The sequence below is a fragment of the Micromonospora sp. AMSO12t genome (genome assembly GCF_008806585.1).
GTDB lineage: Bacteria > Actinomycetota > Actinomycetes > Mycobacteriales > Micromonosporaceae > Micromonospora > Micromonospora reichwaldensis.
In genome coordinates this window covers 1-16,293 of record NZ_WAAS01000144.1, presented here as the reverse complement: position 1 = coordinate 16,293, position 16,293 = coordinate 1, and the positions used below count along the sequence as shown (strand labels likewise).

The 16,293-nt window shown below is 73.4% G+C and carries 17 protein-coding genes; 12 read left to right on the top strand and 5 right to left on the bottom strand.

Features of this window, described 5'->3' with window-relative positions:
• On the top strand, positions 1-1,098 hold a 1,098-nt coding region (locus tag F6X68_RS20390; RefSeq protein ID WP_151455787.1), incomplete at its 5' end, for an FAD-dependent monooxygenase.
• 31 nt (positions 1,099-1,129) lie between these two features.
• Positions 1,130-1,900 (top strand): isoprenyl transferase, encoded by a 771-nt coding sequence (locus F6X68_RS20385; protein WP_132233354.1) that lies wholly within the window; start codon positions 1,130-1,132, stop codon positions 1,898-1,900.
• Positions 1,901-2,066: 166 nt separating this feature from the next.
• Here F6X68_RS20385 and otsB read toward each other — a convergent pair whose 3' ends face one another.
• From otsB to F6X68_RS20370, 3 genes are all read right to left on the bottom strand, one after another.
• Positions 2,067-2,891, bottom strand: a complete 825-nt coding sequence (otsB, locus tag F6X68_RS20380) for a trehalose-phosphatase (RefSeq protein WP_151455786.1) — start codon at positions 2,889-2,891, stop codon at positions 2,067-2,069.
• A gap of 104 nt (positions 2,892-2,995) precedes the next feature.
• The gene (locus F6X68_RS20375; protein ID WP_151455785.1) at positions 2,996-3,349 is read right to left on the bottom strand and encodes a hypothetical protein; all 354 of its coding nucleotides are present in this window, start codon (positions 3,347-3,349) and stop codon (positions 2,996-2,998) included.
• 162 nt (positions 3,350-3,511) lie between these two features.
• A complete protein-coding gene (locus F6X68_RS20370; protein WP_151455784.1) occupies positions 3,512-3,952 on the bottom strand; it encodes an XRE family transcriptional regulator in 441 nt (146 codons plus the stop codon).
• 264 nt (positions 3,953-4,216) lie between these two features.
• Between F6X68_RS20370 and F6X68_RS20365 the strand changes: the two genes are divergently transcribed.
• From F6X68_RS20365 to F6X68_RS20335, 7 genes are all read left to right on the top strand, one after another.
• Positions 4,217-4,561, top strand: a complete 345-nt coding sequence (locus F6X68_RS20365; protein WP_089003683.1) for a hypothetical protein — start codon at positions 4,217-4,219, stop codon at positions 4,559-4,561.
• Between the two features lie 31 nt (positions 4,562-4,592).
• Positions 4,593-4,928 (top strand): hypothetical protein, encoded by a 336-nt coding sequence (locus F6X68_RS20360; RefSeq protein WP_151455783.1) that lies wholly within the window; start codon positions 4,593-4,595, stop codon positions 4,926-4,928.
• A gap of 381 nt (positions 4,929-5,309) precedes the next feature.
• Complete coding sequence (locus F6X68_RS20355; protein ID WP_132233364.1) at positions 5,310-6,725, top strand: PhoH family protein; 1,416 nt, start codon at positions 5,310-5,312, stop codon at positions 6,723-6,725.
• Between the two features lie 275 nt (positions 6,726-7,000).
• Positions 7,001-7,699, top strand: coding sequence for a lytic transglycosylase domain-containing protein (locus tag F6X68_RS20350; RefSeq protein WP_132233366.1), 699 nt, complete (start codon positions 7,001-7,003; stop codon positions 7,697-7,699).
• A gap of 112 nt (positions 7,700-7,811) precedes the next feature.
• A complete protein-coding gene (locus F6X68_RS20345; RefSeq protein WP_151455782.1) occupies positions 7,812-8,465 on the top strand; it encodes a rhomboid family intramembrane serine protease in 654 nt (217 codons plus the stop codon).
• Positions 8,466-8,582: 117 nt separating this feature from the next.
• The gene (locus F6X68_RS20340) at positions 8,583-9,551 is read left to right on the top strand and encodes an NAD(P)/FAD-dependent oxidoreductase (protein WP_151455781.1); all 969 of its coding nucleotides are present in this window, start codon (positions 8,583-8,585) and stop codon (positions 9,549-9,551) included.
• Positions 9,552-9,617: 66 nt separating this feature from the next.
• Entirely contained in the window at positions 9,618-11,207 is a 1,590-nt protein-coding gene (locus tag F6X68_RS20335; RefSeq protein WP_151455780.1) for a hypothetical protein, read from the top strand.
• 67 nt (positions 11,208-11,274) lie between these two features.
• Here the strand turns inward: F6X68_RS20335 and F6X68_RS20330 are convergent, their stop codons facing one another.
• Together F6X68_RS20330 and glpX are read right to left on the bottom strand one after the other, a co-directional pair.
• Positions 11,275-12,258: a DMT family transporter gene (locus tag F6X68_RS20330; protein ID WP_370518966.1), complete on the bottom strand. Its 984-nt coding sequence runs from the start codon at positions 12,256-12,258 to the stop codon at positions 11,275-11,277.
• Positions 12,255-13,286, bottom strand: a complete 1,032-nt coding sequence (gene glpX, locus F6X68_RS20325) for a class II fructose-bisphosphatase (protein ID WP_151455779.1) — start codon at positions 13,284-13,286, stop codon at positions 12,255-12,257. The genes F6X68_RS20330 and glpX overlap by 4 nt, the downstream gene beginning before the upstream one ends.
• A 152-nt stretch (positions 13,287-13,438) precedes the next feature.
• Here glpX and F6X68_RS20320 point away from each other — a divergent pair, with 152 nt between their 5' ends.
• From F6X68_RS20320 to F6X68_RS20310, 3 genes are all read left to right on the top strand, one after another.
• Positions 13,439-14,152 carry a DUF4245 domain-containing protein gene (locus F6X68_RS20320; RefSeq protein ID WP_151455778.1) on the top strand — a complete coding sequence of 238 codons (714 nt, stop codon included), beginning with the start codon at positions 13,439-13,441 and terminating at the stop codon, positions 14,150-14,152.
• A 119-nt stretch (positions 14,153-14,271) separates the two neighbouring features.
• Entirely contained in the window at positions 14,272-15,081 is an 810-nt protein-coding gene (locus tag F6X68_RS20315) for a hypothetical protein (protein WP_225852319.1), read from the top strand.
• Positions 15,082-15,325: 244 nt separating this feature from the next.
• Positions 15,326-16,180, top strand: a complete 855-nt coding sequence (locus F6X68_RS20310) for a hypothetical protein (protein ID WP_151455777.1) — start codon at positions 15,326-15,328, stop codon at positions 16,178-16,180.
• Positions 16,181-16,293: the final 113 nt, after the last annotated feature.

The following is a 16,293-nucleotide window of genomic DNA, read 5'->3' as shown; positions in this document are numbered from 1 at the left end:
GGTGAGCAGCCAACCGCTGACCTCCGGCCGGCGGGGGCGAGCGTACTGCTGCTGGACCGGTCCGACTTTCCCCGCGACAAGGCGTGCGGGGACGGCATCGCCGCGCACGCGCTGGACGTGCTCGACGAGCTGGGGGTGCCCGACGCGGTGACCGGGTACGCGCCACTGCCGGCGCTGCGGCTGGTCGGGCCGGGCGGCGGCGCCGTGGCCCGGGCGCTGCCCCGGCCGGCGTACACCGTGCCCCGCAGGGTCTTCGACGCGCGGCTGGTGGCGGCGGCGGTCGGTGCCGGCGCGCGGCTGCGCCGGCACGCGGTGCGGCACGTCGAGGTGCGGGCCGACCGGGTGGTGCTCGACGGCGTGCTGGCGGCGCGGGCGGTGGTCGGGGCGGACGGCGCCGGGTCCGTCCTCCGGCGGACGCTCGGGCACCGGCCGAACCCCGACCGGCACCTGGCGCTCGCCATCCGGGGGTACGCCCCGGCGCTGCCCGGCCCGCCCGAACAGCTCATCGTCACCTCGGCGCCGCGCTGGCCGGCGTACGCCTGGTCGTTTCCGATCGGGGACGGCCGGGCGAACGTCGGGTACGGGGAGGTGCTGCGGGGCGAGCCGCTGACCCGGGCGCACCTGGTCGACCGGCTCGGCGCGCTGCTGCCCGGCACGGACCCGGCCACGGTCACCGACCTGCGGGCCCACCACCTGCCGCTGTCGACGCACCGTCCCGCCCCCGGGCGCGGCCGGTTGCTGCTCGCCGGCGACGCGCTCTCCCTGATCAACCCGTTCACCGGCGAGGGCATCTTCTACGCGCTGCTCTCCGGCGCGCTCGCCGGCGCGGCGGCGGCGGGCTCGCCCGAGCAGGCCGCCCGGCGGTACGCGGCGACGCTGCGCCGCCGCCTCGGCACCCACCTGCGGCACAGCTCGCTCGCGGCGTGGCTGGCCCGGCGCCGGCGGGTGGTCGACGCGGCGGTCCGCGCGGCGGGTCGGGACGACCGCGTCTACCGGACGGTGGTGGAGCTGGGGCTGGGCGACGGGCGGCTCGACGCCCGCACGCTGGGCATGATCGGCATCGGTCTGCCGGCGTGGGAGCGGACTCCGAGGCGGTGATTCGGCGCGCAGGTCGCTACGCTGCAAGGTGATGACTCTGCGGGACCTGATCTATTCCGTGTACGAGCGTCGCCTCACGGCGAAGCTCGCGGGCAAGCCGGTGCCCCGGCACGTCGGCGTGATGTGCGACGGCAACCGCAGGTGGGCCCGGGAGATGGGCTACGTCGACCCGAACGACGGTCACCGGATGGGCGCCGTCAAGATCAAGCACATGCTGGGCTGGTGCAACCAGGCCGGCATCGAGCACGTGACGCTCTACCTCCTGGCCACCGACAACCTGCGCCGACCGGCCAAGGAGCTCGACCCGCTGCTCCAGATCATCGAGGACCTGGTGGTCGAGCTGGCCGAGGAGGGCAATCCCTGGCGGCTGCGCATGGTCGGCGCGCTCGACCTGCTCCCGGCCTCGACCGCCGCCGCGCTGAAGGCCGCCGAGGAACGCACCCGGGACCGCAGCGGCGGGACCGAGGTCAACATCGCGGTCGGCTACGGCGGCCGGCGGGAGATCACCGACGCGGTGCGGTCGCTGCTGCTGGAGTACGCCGCCAACGGCGGCACCCTCGAGGAACTGGCCGAGGTGCTGGACGTCGAGCACATCGCCGAGCACCTCTACACCCGGGGCCAGCCCGACCCCGACCTGGTCATCCGCACCAGCGGCGAGCAGCGCCTCTCCGGCTTCATGCTGTGGCAGTCGGCGCACTCGGAGTTCTACTTCTGCGAGCTCAACTGGCCGGACTTCCGGCACATCGACTTCCTGCGCGCCCTGCGCTCGTACGCCAACCGCCAGCGCCGCTACGGCGCCTGACCGACCCGGAGCACCTCGCCGGCCCAACCGGCGCAGAGCGCGTCTCCGGCACGGTTGACGCAGAGCGCGTCCCCGGCCGGCCGCGAGTTTCCCCGGCCCAGCCGGCCATCGAGCGCGTCTCCGGCCCGGCCGAGGGGAGCGCGTCGCCCGGCCGGCCCCGAGGGCGTCAGGTGAGGTGTCGGGTGGCGTCGGTGAGGAACGTGCCGAGGGCGGCGGGGGAGTCCAGGGTCAGGTCGGCGGCCTCCGCGACCTCGTGGCCCGTCTCCGGGTTGGCGACGGCGACGCAGACGCCGAAGAAGTCCGGATCGGCGGCGGCCCGGGCCCGCAGCGCGGCGAACGCCTTGATGTCGGAGACATCGTCGCCGAAGTACCACGCACCCTCGGCGTCCCGGACGATCTCGTCGATCACCATGCCCTTGTCGCGGTCGACCGGGGGCTTGAGCTCCAGCACCATCCGCCCGGCCTGGACCTTGAGCCCGAGCCGCTCGGCCTGGGCCTGGCCCCACCGCTCCACGGCCGCGCCGAGCTGCGGCGCGGTGCGCCAGTGCAGCGCCACGGAGAGCCGCTTGTATTCCACCAGCGCGCCCTCGGGCAGCTCGGCCCGGGCCAGGTCGGCCAGCTCGGCCATGGTGGGCACCCAGGGCAGGGCCGCCGGCTCCGTCACGGTCTCGCCGCCGGAGTGGCTGTGCTCCAGGCCGTAGAGGCCGTACAGGTCGACGCCGGTGAGCCCACCGAGGTGGTCGCGGAGGAAGTCGACCGGACGCGCGGAGACGATCGCGATCCGGCGTACGACCGGGGCGAGCGCCTCGATCGCCGCCAGCACCTTCGGGGCGGGACGCACGGCGGTGGGATCGTCGTCGACCGGCGCCAGGGTGCCGTCGAAGTCGAAGAAGAGCACGGTCCCGGCCGCCCTCCCGGCGGTCTTCCGCCAGGCCTGGTCGGCGTCCAACGGGTTCCTCGGCTGCTGGTTGCCCAGATTCAACGGCGGCACGCGCGACAGCGTACCCCGGGCGGGGCGGCTCAATCCCCGGCCGAGAGGTGGCCTCCGACCGGCGCCTCGGGGGGCGCGCGGTCGAGGTGCGACGGGCCCGACGGTCAGCGTTCGGCGGCTCCCCGTCCCCGCCGGCCGAACGGCACGACGGCGGCCTCCTGGCCGTGGTTGAGCAGGTAACCCTCGACGAACCCGCTGTTGCGGTCGCCGGTGCGGTCCTCGATCTCCTGCAGCTTGTTGACCAGGAATTCGGTCAGGGCGCTGACCTTGTTGTCGAGCCGGTCGTGCAGCTCGGCGACCACGGCCAGGATCACCGCGGTGCCGGCGCAGGTGAGCGCGACGAGGTTGACGAGCAGGGGAAGCTGCCCGCCGTTGACCGCCAGGGTCACCACGTTTCCGGTCACGCCCAGTGTCAGCGACACGGTGGCGATCACGACTGCCATCCACTTCAGGGTCATGGACAGACCCCTCCTTCTGTCCCGCAGGGCTGGGTTCGGCCTTGTCCCGTCCCCCCGCCGACGACGAGCCCAAGCAGTACGAGTACGGACGCTAGCGCGCCCGTTCCGGCCCCGGAGCGAAACGAATGAGTCTGACCTGCCGTTCTTTCGCCATCTGAGGAACTAGCCGGCCTGTTTACCTCGTTTTCGGACATGGACCGGGAGGGTGGGGCGATACGCGAGATATCTGATGGTTTCCCGGATGTGGAACTTCTCCGCGTCGGAGACGTCGGGGTCCACGAGCCGCCGCAGCAGCGCCTCCACGTCCGGGTCCATCGGCGGCGTGGCCGGGGTGCTGCGCGGGGCGGTCGCGCGTTCCCAGCCCAGCGCGGCGAAGGCGGTCGCCGGGCTGAGGCCGAGGCCCTCGCAGAACGCCACCACGCGTTCGGCCTCCGGGTCGCTCGCCCAGTCGCCCCGGACCCAGCGGTTGATGGTCTGCCGGGAGACGCCGGTGCGACGGGACACCTCGGTGCCGCTCCACGCCCGGGTGGCCCGGGCCTCGTCGAGCGCCCTCCGGACGAAGGTGGCGAAGGCGATCTTCCGTGCGTTGGCCGTCTCGGTCACCCGGTGACGGTACGACCATCCGGCCACCGGTGCGTGTCCTGGCACGCTGTTGTCACGCGGACGTGACGTGTTCTTCGGGATGCCGGTAAACGATCCGGCACCGCTTCTGAGGGGTGTCACCTGGGCAGAATAGATGCCCGTAGAGGCCGCCGTAAACGGACGAAAAGCTGATACTGTCACGCCCATGAGACAATCTACGGTGTGTCACGTGCATGAGACGATCAGTGCTCACATGCGTCACGCCCCCGGCGCGAGGGGGGTGTGGTGACCGAGCTAGCCACCCGTGCCCAGGCCTTCGGCCTGATCGCGGAGGGGGTGGCCACGGGCCTGAGCGCGCCATGGCGGCTCTATCTCGCCCGGGGCTGCCGTTACCTGTCACTCAGCGTCGGCGACCGCACCGAGTGGGACGCCTGGCGTACCCACCTCGGCTGCCCCGAGGTCAGCGTCCGCGTGTACGACGCCGGCGGGGAGATCCGCCGCTCCTCGGTGGCCGAGGTCGTCCTGGACGGCTGCCGGATCAGCGTCGAGCTGGTCGAGGAGGTCAGCACCGACGACCTGGACCGGCTCCTGGTCGCCGAGCCCACGCCGACCGAGCCGGAGGAGCGATGAAGCGGGACCCGCGGCGCACCGGAGCCGCCGGATGAGCCCCTTCCTCGCCGTCTTCCTCGTCCTCGTCCTCGGCGCCACGAGCTACGCGGCCGGGCGGCTGCACGGCCAGCTCAGCTACCGCATCGGCTACCGGTTCGGCTACCGGCAGGGCTACTTCGACGGCGACCGGGGGGCCTGGAACCGACGTCGCCGCGACGCCCAGGCCGCCATCGCGTCCGCCCTGGCCGGCCCGTCGCCCGCCACCGCCCGGGTCACCGGCACGGTGGTGCGGCCCGGCACCACGTACACCGGCTCGTCGTTCTCGACGCCGGTCGCCCCGGTCGCCGGGCGGCACCCGACCGGCACCCTGGTCCGGCGGACCGGTTGAACCCCGGTCGACGGGGAGCCCGAGGCCCCGTCGACCGGAACCAGGACACGGTGCGTCGTCCGCGGCGGACACGCACCGTAGGGACCACGTCAGACCGGTGACGGTGGTTCCCGCCGGCCGGGGTGCGCGCAGGGGGCATGCATCCCGGCCGGATCCGCCGCCGGCCGAGTTCACCCGCCGGTCCCCGGAGATCCACCGCCGACCTCTAGCCGACGGGGTCCGACGCGGCTAGCGTCTAGGCATGGCACGGGGTTCTCCCGGGCCAGCCGGTCCGCCCGGATCTGCGACCTCGCGCACGGGGTTCCGCATCCGACCCCGTGTCCCCGGGCACCGGAGGAGGCGGAACGCGGGTGGCGGGTGCCCATCCGTCGGAGCAGGCCTGTGACGACTCGCCGTACGCCCGCCGGGACCGACCAGACCCCGGCCGCGACTGCCACGACCCGCCGCGCCACCCGGAGCCGCCGCGGCGCGTCCGCCGCCCCGGTGGACACCGAGGAGCCCCGACCAGCGGGCCAGGCGTTCGTCCTGGACACCTCGGTGCTCCTGTCCGACCCGGCGGCCTTCCACCGATTCGCCGAGCACGAGGTGGTCCTGCCCCTCGTGGTCATCTCGGAGTTGGAGGGCAAGCGGCACCACCCGGAGCTGGGCTGGTTCGCCCGGCAGTCCCTGCGCATGCTGGACGAGCTGCGGGTCCGGCACGGGCGGCTGGACCGCCCGGTGCCCGCCAACGACTCCGGCGGCACGCTGCGGGTGGAGCTCAACCACTCCGACGACGGCGTGCTGCCGCCGGGGTTCCGCACCGACTCCAACGACACCCGGATCCTCTCCGTCGCGCTGAACCTCGCCGCCGAGGGGCGGGAGGTCACCCTGGTCAGCAAGGACATGCCGCTGCGGGTCAAGGCCGCCTCGGTGGGCCTGCGGGCGGACGAGTACCGGCACGGCCAGGCCAGCGACCCCACCTGGACCGGGATGGCCGAGCTGGAACTCGCCGAGGAGCAGATCGGCCGGCTCTACGCCGGCGAGGCGCTGGACCTGGACGCCGCCGCCGGGCTGCCCTGCCACACCGGCCTGGTGCTGCACTCGGGCCGGGGCTCCGCGCTCGGCCGGGTGCTGCCCGACAAGACCGTACGGCTGGTCCGTGGCGACCGGGAGGCGTTCGGGCTGCACGGCCGCTCGGCCGAGCAGCGGATCGCGCTCGACCTGTTGCTGGACGAGTCGGTGGGGATCGTCTCGCTGGGCGGGCGGGCCGGCACCGGCAAGTCGGCGCTGGCTCTCTGCGCCGGGCTGGAGGCGGTGATGGAGCGCCGCCGGCACAAGAAGGTCGTCGTCTTCCGCCCGCTCTACGCCGTCGGCGGCCAGGAGCTGGGCTATCTGCCCGGCTCGGAGTCGGAGAAGATGTCGCCCTGGGCGCAGGCGGTCTTCGACACCCTCGGCGCGGTGGTGCACGAGAACGTGCTGGAGGAGGTCACCTCGCGGGGGTTGCTGGAGGTGCTGCCGCTGACGCACATCCGGGGCCGCAGCCTGCACGACGCCTTCGTGATCGTGGACGAGGCGCAGTCGCTGGAGCGCGGCGTGCTGCTGACGGTGCTCTCCCGGATCGGCCAGGGCTCCCGGGTGGTGCTCACCCACGACGTCGCCCAGCGGGACAATCTCCGCGTCGGCCGGCACGACGGAGTGACCGCCGTGATCGAGGCGCTCAAGGGCCATCCGCTCTTCGCCCACGTCACCCTCAGCCGTTCGGAGCGTTCGCCGATCGCCGCGATGGTGACGGATCTTCTGGAGGACATCCCGCAATGACGGACGTTATGTAGGGGTTTGTCCGCATTCTCTTTGTGGCGCAGATCACAATCGGCGCTCTTCGTTTCCCATCAGCCTCACCGTGCGCGATGGTGTCCCACGAGCGCCCACGTACCGAGAAGATCGTTGGTGATCGTTCGTCACAGGACACACCAACATTCACCGGGGTACGTCGGCTGCGACCGGCACCGGGTCGGGGCGCTCGCGACGCGGACGCGACCCACCCGGGTTGACGCCCCGCGCCGTGTCCTTGCACCCGACGAAGGGACCACTTCGTGAGTCGGCTGTGGAGCCGGTTCGGCGCCCGTACGGCCGCTGTCGCACTGCTCTCCGTGGGCGTTGCCGGCGGTGTCTACCTGGGTGAAGACCGACAGACCCAGCAGCAGGGCCTGACCGCGCAGGTCGGCGCCGCTGTCGAGCAGGCCGAGTTCGAGTACCAGCGCGAGCGGCAGGCCGCCCAGCAGGTGCAGTCCGCGAAGCAGCGGACCGCCGAGTACCAGGCGAAGCTGCGCGCCGCCGCGGCTGCCAAGGAGGCCGCCAAGCGCGCCCGCGAGGCCGAGGCCGCCGCCGCGTCGCGGAAGAAGGCCCGCGAGGCCGCCGCCAAGGCCGCGGCCGAGAAGGCCGCCGAGAGCAAGCCGTACACCGGACCGATCCCGGCCTCCTGCGCCGAGTTCAGCGGCAACCGCGAGGTCGGCTGCGCGCTCATGGTGAAGGCGGGCTTCGGGATGGACCAGTTCCCGTGCCTGAACAAGCTCTGGGACAAGGAGAGCGGCTGGAACCACAAGGCCCGCAACCCCTCGTCGGGGGCGTACGGCATCCCGCAGTCGCTGCCGGGCAGCAAGATGGGCTCGGTCGCCGACGACTGGCAGACCAACCCGGCGACCCAGATCAAGTGGGGCCTCGGCTACATCGAGGGCCGCTACGGTTCGCCCTGCAAGGCCTGGGCCCACTCGCAGGACGTGGGCTGGTACTGATCGACCTTCGACGGCGGGGTGTGTGGGCGTCCACACACCCCGCCCTCGTCGTTCCGGGTACGGATCGCCGCAGAAGTGGCGGCTGTGGCCGACACCTGATAGCTCTTGACGGGTGACCCTGCACCCGGGAAGCGGCGACCCGCACCGGTTCGGCACCGAGGCGTTCTACGCCGCGCTCGGCCGGGCCTTCGTCGCCATGTGCGCGGTGGTGCCGTTCCTCTTCCTCATCGAGGCCCTCGACCAGGGGCTCGCGGTCGGCCTCGACGCCACGGCCGGAATCATCCCGAAGCGCATCGACGGGCTCGACGGGGTCTTCTTCTCGCCGTTCCTGCACCACGGCTTCGACCACCTCTACAGCAACAGCATCCCGCTGATCCTGCTCGGCACCTTCGTGCTCGCCGCCGGCGCCCGCCGCTTCCTCTGGTCGACGCTCGTCATCATCCTGGTCAGCGGGCTGGGTGTGTGGTTCACCGGCTCGTCGACCTCCGTGGTGGTCGGCGCGAGCGGGGTCATCTTCGGCTACCTGGGCATCCTGCTGACCCGGGGCATCGTCGAACGGAGCTGGTGGAACTTCGCGGTCTTCCTGCTCGTCGGCCTGCTCTACGGCTGGCAGCTGGTCGGCATCCTCCCCACGGACGAGCGGATCTCCTGGCAGGGGCACCTGTTCGGGCTGCTCGGCGGGGTGGTCGCCGCGATCATCTTCCGGCGCCGCCGGGGAGACCTGGGCGGCCCCCACCGCTCGGAGTCCACGCTCACCATGCCCTGAACGCCGACGCGCCGGTGCCGCGCGGCCCGGTGGGACATGCTTGCCCCGGGTGCGCCGCCGGCCCTACCGTCGGGATCAGCACGCGTTGATCCGTGAGCGGAAAGCGACGGTACGCACATGCGCGAGGTCGATGTCGCGGTGATCGGGGCCGGCCCCGCCGGGCTGTTCGCGGCCTACTACGCCGGATTCCGAGGGCTCTCCGTCGCGGTCGTCGACGCGCTGCCCGAACCCGGCGGCCAGATCACCGCCATGTACCCGGAGAAGTTGATCCACGACGTCGCCGGCTTCCCGGCCGTCAAGGGGCGGGACCTGGTGGCCAACCTCGTCGCCCAGGCGGCTCCCTTCGACCCGTGCTACCTGCTCGGCACCCGCGCCGAGAAGCTCTCGTACGCCGACGGGCAGCCGGTGCTCGGCCTCGCCGGGGGCGGGCAGCTGCGGTGCGGGGCGGTGATCGTCACCGGTGGGCTGGGCAGCTTCACGCCCCGCCCGCTGCCGGTGGCGGAGCACTTCGCCGGCGCCGGGATCGTCTACTTCGTACCGCAGCCGACGGAGCTGGCCGACCGGGACGTGCTGATCGTCGGTGGAGGCGACTCCGCCTTCGACTGGGCGTCGACGCTTGAGCCGCTGGCCCGCTCGGTGACGGTGGTGCACCGGCGGGAGAAGTTCCGGGCGCACGCGGCCACCGTCGCCCGGGTGCTGGGGCTGCCGGTGCGCGTGATCGTCAACGCCGAGGTGACGAGGCTGCACGGCGACGGCACGGTCACCGGCGCCGAGATCACCGTACGCGGCGGCGCGGCGGAGCTGCTGCCCGTGGACACGGTGGTGGCCGCCCTCGGCTTCACCGCCGACCTCGGCCCGCTGGCCGAGTGGGGGCTGCGGCTGGACCGCCGGCACATCGTCGTCGACAGCGCGATGGCGACGAACCTGCCCCGGGTCTTCGCGGCGGGCGACATCACGGAGTACCCGGGCAAGGTGCGGCTGATCGCGACCGGCTTCGGCGAGGCGGCCACGGCGGTCAACAACGCGGCGGTGGCCATCGACCCGAGCGCGCACCTGTTCCCCGGGCACTCGTCCGACGGCACCTGACGCGCCGGTACCGGATGCTGCCCCGGCCGTGGCCGGATCGAGATCAACGACTGTGATCGTGGGCCGATGAGCGCTCCGCCCCCGCGCCGCGACGGCGCTCCCGCGACCCTGGCCTGGCTGGGGCACCCCGCGACGGTCGCCGCCCTCGTCCTGCTGGTGACCAACGACCACCTGCTCAAGGCGGCCTTCCCCGGCCCGGTGACCGGCAAGCTCAGCGACGTCGCCGGGCTGGTCCTCGCGCCGCCGCTGGTCGCGGTGCTGCTCGCGCTGCTCGCGCCGCGGCTGCCGGCCCGCGCCGCCGCCGGGCTCGGGCTCGGGCTCGTCGCCGTCGGGTTCACCGCGGTCAAGTCCAGCGGGTACGCCGCCGGCGTCGCCTCGGCGGCGTGGAGCGCCGTGAGCGGGCCGTCGCTGGTCCGGGCGGACGGCACCGACCTGCTCGCCCTGCCGGCGCTGGCCGTCGCGTGGTGGAGCTGGTCCCGGGCGCGGCGGGAGCCGGTGCGACGGCGCTCCGCCCGGCTGGTCCGGCTGCTGGTGCTGCTGCCGGCGGCGACGCTGGCGGTGGCGGCCACCAGCCCCGTCCACCACCCCGACGCCGTCCGGGCGGCGGTCCTCGACGGACGGTTGGCGGCCGGCATCGGCCACGGCTACGCCGACAAGGTCTTCGACGACAGTCCCGCCTGGCGGGTGAGTGACGACGCCGGGGCGACGTGGCGCGACCCGACGCGGGGCGAGGTCGAAGCGTTGACCGGTGCGAAGGGGCCGGTCGCCGGCGCCGTCAGCCGGGGCTGCTCGACCGCCACGCCGACGCGCTGCTACCGGATGGTCCCCGGCCGGCTCGCCGTGGAGCAGAGCGACGACGCGGGTCGCAGCTGGCGTCCGGCCTGGGGGGCGACCGAGGCGCAGCGGGCCGTGCTCCGCCGGCAGTACCCGGATCCGGGGCCGCGCGGGGAGCGGATCGCCGCGCAGGAGCTGACGGTGCGGGACACCGGCGACGGCCGGCACGTCGTGCTGGTGGCCAACGGCCGGGACGGCTTCGCCGTCCGTCGGCCCGACGGGAGCTGGGAGCGGCTCGGCTTCGTCGGATCCGAGGAGGCCGGAGGATATGCGTTCGACGGGCGACCACCGGCACTCGGCCGGAGCACCCCCGGGGACCGACGCGACGATCCGCTCCTGGCGCTGTTCCTGGGGCTCACGCTGGCCGGGTCGGTGCTCGCCGTGTCGGGTGTGCGGGCGGGGCTGCGGGCCGGCACCGCCCGCCTGCGGCTGATCTGCCTGGCCGCGCTCGGTGTCGCCGCCTGGGCGCTGCTGGCCGTGGTCTGGTCGGGTGCGCTGCTCTTCGCGCAGGCGGGTGTCGTCGCCCTGCTCACGGTCCTGCTCGGTGTGCTGCTGCTGTCCGTCCGGACGCCGGCCGAGCAGTCGGGGCGGTGGACGCTGGAGGTGCTGCTGGCCGCCGCGCTGGCCCTGGCGCTGGCCGCGCTGCCGCTGGTCGGCTGGCTCTACGGGCGACCCGCGTACACCCACACCGCGCTGCTGCTCGCCGTGGCGGCCACCGCGCCGGGGCTGCTGCTGGGCTGGCGGGCGGCCCGGCTGGTCACGGCGCCCGCCCACCGGGCCGACCCGCCCTGGCCAGCGGGCCCCGCCTGGCCGCCCCGCTGATCCCGCCGCCGGTGTGGTGCGGGGCCCGGCCGGCGGTTCCCTGGCCGCCGGGCGCGGTCGGCGACGGTCAGCGGACCGAGGGCCGGGGCGCGGTCGGCGCGAGGGCGGCGACGCCGACCGCGGCCAGGGTCAGCGCCGCGCCGAGCAGGGTGACGGGCCCCGGGCGGGAGGCCGCCGTGGGCAGCAGCAGGTCCAGCAGTACGGCACCGACGATCTGCCCGGCGATGGTGGCCAGGCCGAGCAGCAGCACGCCGGTGAACCGGACGATCGCCGCGGCGATCGCGATGAACACGATCCCGATCGGCCCGCCCAAATAGAGCCACGGCTCGGCCGGCGCGCCGCCCGCCGGCCAGCCCCGGATCGCGACGTCGACGGCGAAGGCGACCAGCAGGGCCACCGTGCCGACGGAGAAGTTGACGAGCGTGGCGGTCAGCGCGCTGCCGGCGGCCATCCGTACCCGGCCGTTGACCGCCTGCTGCCAGGCGATGGCCACCCCGGCGAGCAGCGGCAGCAGGGCCAGCACGAGGGTGCCCGGGTCGCCGAGCCGGTCGCCGACGGCCAGTAGGACCGCGACCACGGTCAGCGCCGCGCCGGCCAGCCGCTGGCCGGTGACCGGCTGGCGACCGCCCGGACCGATCCCGGCCCGGTCGACGGCCAGGCTGCTGCCGGACTGGCCGGCGACCACCGCGACGGTGAAGATCGCCACGCCGAGGGTGCCGATGGTCAGCCCCTGGGCGGCGACCAGGAGCGCGCCGCACGCCCCGCCGAGGCAGTGCCACGGCCGCAACGTGCCGTCGGTGAGCGCGCCGCGCAGGGCGACCAGCCCCCGCCGCCCACCCGGGGTGGCGGGGACCAGCACCAGCAGCACCAGCAGGCCCACCCCGAACGAGACGACCGCGGCGGCGATCCCGTCGGCCAGGCGTACGCCCAACTCGCCGTTGATCCGGGACTGCACGGCCACGGCCAGCCCGGAGGCGGTCGCGAGGCCCACGCCGGTGATCCGGCGGGCCGCCGACGTGGCTGGAGTGGCCAGCGTCCCGGCGACGCTCACTCCTGCTCGGCCAGCGGGCGGCCGTCGAAGTCGACGGCCGAGTAGAGCGCGAGCTTCTCCAGCCGGTGGTACGAGTCGATCACCCGGATCGTGCCGCTCTTCGAGCGCATGACGATCGACTGCGTGTACGCGCCCCCGGCCCGGTAGCGGACCCCCCGCAGCAGGTCGCCGGAGGTGACGCCGGTGGCCACGAAGAAGCAGTTGTCCCCGGTGACGAGGTCGTCGGTCGTGAGCACCCGGTCCAGGTCGTGCCCGGCGGCGAGCGCCTTCTCCCGCTCCTCGGCGTCGCGCGGCCAGAGCTTGGCCTGCATCGCCCCGCCCATGCACTTCAGCGCGCAGGCGGAGATGATGCCCTCCGGGGTGCCGCCGATGCCCATCAGCACGTCGACGTCAGACTCGCCCCGGGCCGCCGCGATGGAACCGGCGATGTCGCCGTCGGAGATGAACCGGATGCCCGCCCCGGCCCGGCGGATCTGCGTGACCAGGTCGTCGTGGCGGCTGCGGTCCAGCACGCAGACCGTGACCTCGGAGACGTCGGTGCCCTTGACCTTGGCGATCCGGCGGAGGTTCTCGGCCACCCCGGCGTTGATGTCCACCACGTCGGCGTAGGCCGGGCCGACGGCGAGCTTCTCCATGTAGAAGACCGCGCTCGGATCGAACATCGCGCCCCGCTCGGAGACGGCGAGCACCGCCACCGCGTTCGGCATGCCCTTGCTCATCAGCGTGGTGCCGTCGACCGGGTCGACGGCGACGTCCACCTCCGGGCCGGTGCCGTCGCCGACGTGCTCGCCGTTGAAGAGCATCGGGGCGTTGTCCTTCTCACCCTCGCCGATCACCACGACGCCCCGCATGGGGATCGAGTTGATCAGCTTGCGCATCGCGTCGACGGCGGCTCCGTCGCCGCCCTCCTTGTCGCCCCGACCGACCCAACGACCGGCGGCCATCGCCGCGGCCTCGGTGACCCGGACCAGGTCGAGGGCGAGGTTGCGGTCGAGATCCTGTGGGATCCGCGTCCTGGTGTTCGTCATGACGGCTCCTCCTCGCGACGTTGCGGGGCGGCAGGGTGCGGCGTCGCCGCTGCCGGGTTTGTCGCTGATCCTCACACGATCGCTCACCCGACGCGGGGTCGGGGCGGTGATGGCCCGGATACGGCCGGTCGGGAGGCTGCGAAGATGGTGGGGTGGAAGCCGCACAGCCTGCCGAACGCGTACCCGCCGACTCGACGCCGCCGGACGGCCAGCCGCCGGTCGCCCCGACCCGGGCCGCCGCCGTACCGGAAGGGGAGCCGGCGCTGGTCGAACCCGCCGGCGCCCCCGGGGTGGCCCCGCCCGACGGCGGGGCGGAGACGGGCGAGCGGCCCGCGCCGCCGCCGGCGGTCGACACCCGCAAGTCGGAGCGCTCGCCGAAGGACATGGCGATCTCGCTGCTCGTGCTGCTGATCCCGATCGCCCTGCTGCTCGCCTTCTACCGGGGGTTCCTCGGCGGCGACCAGCCGACGACCGTCGACCCGGCGCCCGCCCTCGAATCGGCGCGGGCCGCCAACGCCTTCCCGGTCAGCGAGCCGGCGGGGCTGGACGACGGCTGGCGCACCGTCAGCGCGAACTTCCAGACCGTCGAAGGCGGGTCGAGCCTCCGCCTCGGCTACCTCACCCCGGAGGGGCGGGCCGCCCAGTTGGTGCAGAGCAGCGTGCCTCCGGAGCGGCTGCTGCCCACCGAGCTGACCGCCGAGGGGCAACCGCAGGGCCAGACGGACCTGGGCGGGCGTTCCTGGCAGCGGTACACCGCCCGCGGCAACGAACAGGCCCTGGTCCTGCTCGAACCGAACCGGACCGTGATCGTGGTCGGCGACGCCCGGGACAACGAACTGCGGCACCTGGCCTCGGCGATCCGGTAGCCCGCTTCCACGGCTGCCCCCCGGGTGTCGGTCGGATCGGCTACGCTGCCCCGGCTCACTGCCCGGCGGCTGAAGTCCGCCAGGTGCTTACCGTTTCGCGTGAAGAGAGACAACTGACTGTGAACATTCGACGGTGGAGCGTCGGCGTGCTCGCCGCCACCCTGCTCGTTCCCGGCCTGACTGCCTGCAAGGCGGACGATCCCGCGCCGACCGCCGCGGGCTCGGCAGCGTCGGCGGTGCCCGCCGACCCCAAGGAGGCGCTGCTCGCCTCCACCAAGGAGATCGAGAAGGGCAACTTCACCTTCACCCTCACTGGTGCCGGGCTGAGCGGCAAGGGCCTGGTGCACAAGCCCAGCAACAGCGCCCAGTTCAGCATGAAGTTCGACGACGAGTCCGGCGGCATGTCGATGGGCATGGAGCTGATCTACATCGAGCCGGACAGCTGGGTGATGCTCGACCTCGGCGAACTGGGCGCCATGATCCCGGGCGCGGAGAAGTGGAAGGGCAAGTACCAGCACCTCGACCAGTCCAAGGTCAAGGGCGCCGGCGAGCTCAGCCGCTACATGGAGGAAGTCGACCCGGCCGGCAGCGCGAAGCTGACCAAGGGCATCACCGAGGTGCAGAAGACCGCCGAGGGCAGCTACACCGGCAAGCTCGACGTGTCCGCCGCGGGCGACGCCGCCACCCTGGACGCCGACCTGGTCAAGGCCCTCGGCGCGCAGGCCAAGACGCTGCCCTTCACCGCCAAGCTGGACGCGGAGGGCCGGCTCACCGAGCTGGTGATCTCGGTGCCGGCCGCCGGTGAGACCAAGGCGCACGACATCAAGGTCACGTACGCGGACTACGGCAACGCCGCCGCCGCGCAGAAGCCGCCGGCGGACAAGGTGGTCGAGGCGTCCCCCGAGACGTACGAGATGTTCAAGAAGTAACAGCGACACACGGAAACGGGGCGGCTCCGGCCGCCCCGTTTCCGCGTTCCGGGGTCACCCGTCCGGGGCAACCGGACATCCCGGTGATTGTGCGACGCGGCGACAGGGAACAGGAGTGGGGCGGACCCGGACCGGTCGCCCCGGCAGCCGGCCTCAGGGGGTTCGCGCGGCGCAGCCGACGTGGTGCGTCGCCCGGTTTCCGGCCGCCGCCAGGTGCGTCGGGTGACCCATGTGGGAGACACGTATGACTGTTCGACGCCTGAGCGCCGGCCTGGTGGCCGCCGCCCTCTTCACTCCCGGCCTGGCGGCCTGCAACTCCTCCGGGACCCCGACGGCGGGCTCGTCCGCCTCCCCGACCGTCTCGGCGTCCGGCACGCCCGCGCCCTCCGGCAGCGCGGCCCCGGCGTCCGGTGACGCCAAGCAGGCGCTGCTGGCCTCCACCCGTGAGATCAGCAACGGCAACTTCCGGTTCACCATGTCCGGCGTCGGCTCGACGGCCGAGGGACGGGTGCACGAGCCCACCCAGAGCGCCGAGATGCGGGTGACGATCGGCAAGCCGACCGACGACCTGTTCATGAAGCTCGACCTCGTGCACTACAAGCCGGACAGCTGGGTGAAGGTCGAACTCGGCGGCACGACCGCCAACAGCGTGCCGGGGGTGCAGAAGCTCAACCTCGGCAAGTACCAGCACCTGGACCAGACCCGGATCAAGGGCAACCGCAACCTCGGCTTCGACTTCGACAAGGTCGACCCCGCCGGCAGCGAGGTGCTGACGCAGGGCATCACGGAGGTACGCCAGACCGGCGACGGCGCGTACGCCGGCACGATCGACGTGTCGAAGGCGGCGGAGGCGGGTTCGGTGGACCCGACGGTGATCACGGCCCTCGGGGCGCAGGCGAAGTCGGTGCCGTTCACCGCGAAGCTCGACCCGCAGGGCCGGCTCAGCGAGATGGTCGTCCAGATCCCGGCCGCCGGCCAGAACCAGGCGCAGGACATCAAGATCACGTACTCGGACTACGGCAGCGCCACCGCCGCCCAGAAGCCCCCGGCGGACCAGGTCGTCGAGGCCCCCGCCGAGCTCTACAACCTCTTCAACTAACCCCACACCTCCCGCCCGCGCCGATCATGCAGTTGTGGTGGGTGACACAAGGTGCAGAACGCCCTGTATCGCCCACCACAACTCCATGATCGCCGGGCGAGCGGGGGCGCGAG

Bases quoted from the DNA above. Each gene is read 5' to 3' on its own strand.
- F6X68_RS20335 (WP_151455780.1), top strand. From the start codon at position 9,618: ATGAGCGCTCCGCCCCCGCGCCGCGACGGCGCTCCCGCGACCCTGGCC.
- F6X68_RS20360 (WP_151455783.1), top strand. From the start codon at position 4,593: ATGAGCCCCTTCCTCGCCGTCTTCCTCGTCCTCGTCCTCGGCGCCACG.
- F6X68_RS20385 (WP_132233354.1), top strand. From the start codon at position 1,130: ATGACTCTGCGGGACCTGATCTATTCCGTGTACGAGCGTCGCCTCACG.
- F6X68_RS20310 (WP_151455777.1), top strand. From the start codon at position 15,326: ATGACTGTTCGACGCCTGAGCGCCGGCCTGGTGGCCGCCGCCCTCTTC.
- glpX (WP_151455779.1), bottom strand. From the start codon at position 13,286: ATGACGAACACCAGGACGCGGATCCCACAGGATCTCGACCGCAACCTC.
- F6X68_RS20340 (WP_151455781.1), top strand. From the start codon at position 8,583: ATGCGCGAGGTCGATGTCGCGGTGATCGGGGCCGGCCCCGCCGGGCTG.
- F6X68_RS20375 (WP_151455785.1), bottom strand. From the start codon at position 3,349: ATGACCCTGAAGTGGATGGCAGTCGTGATCGCCACCGTGTCGCTGACA.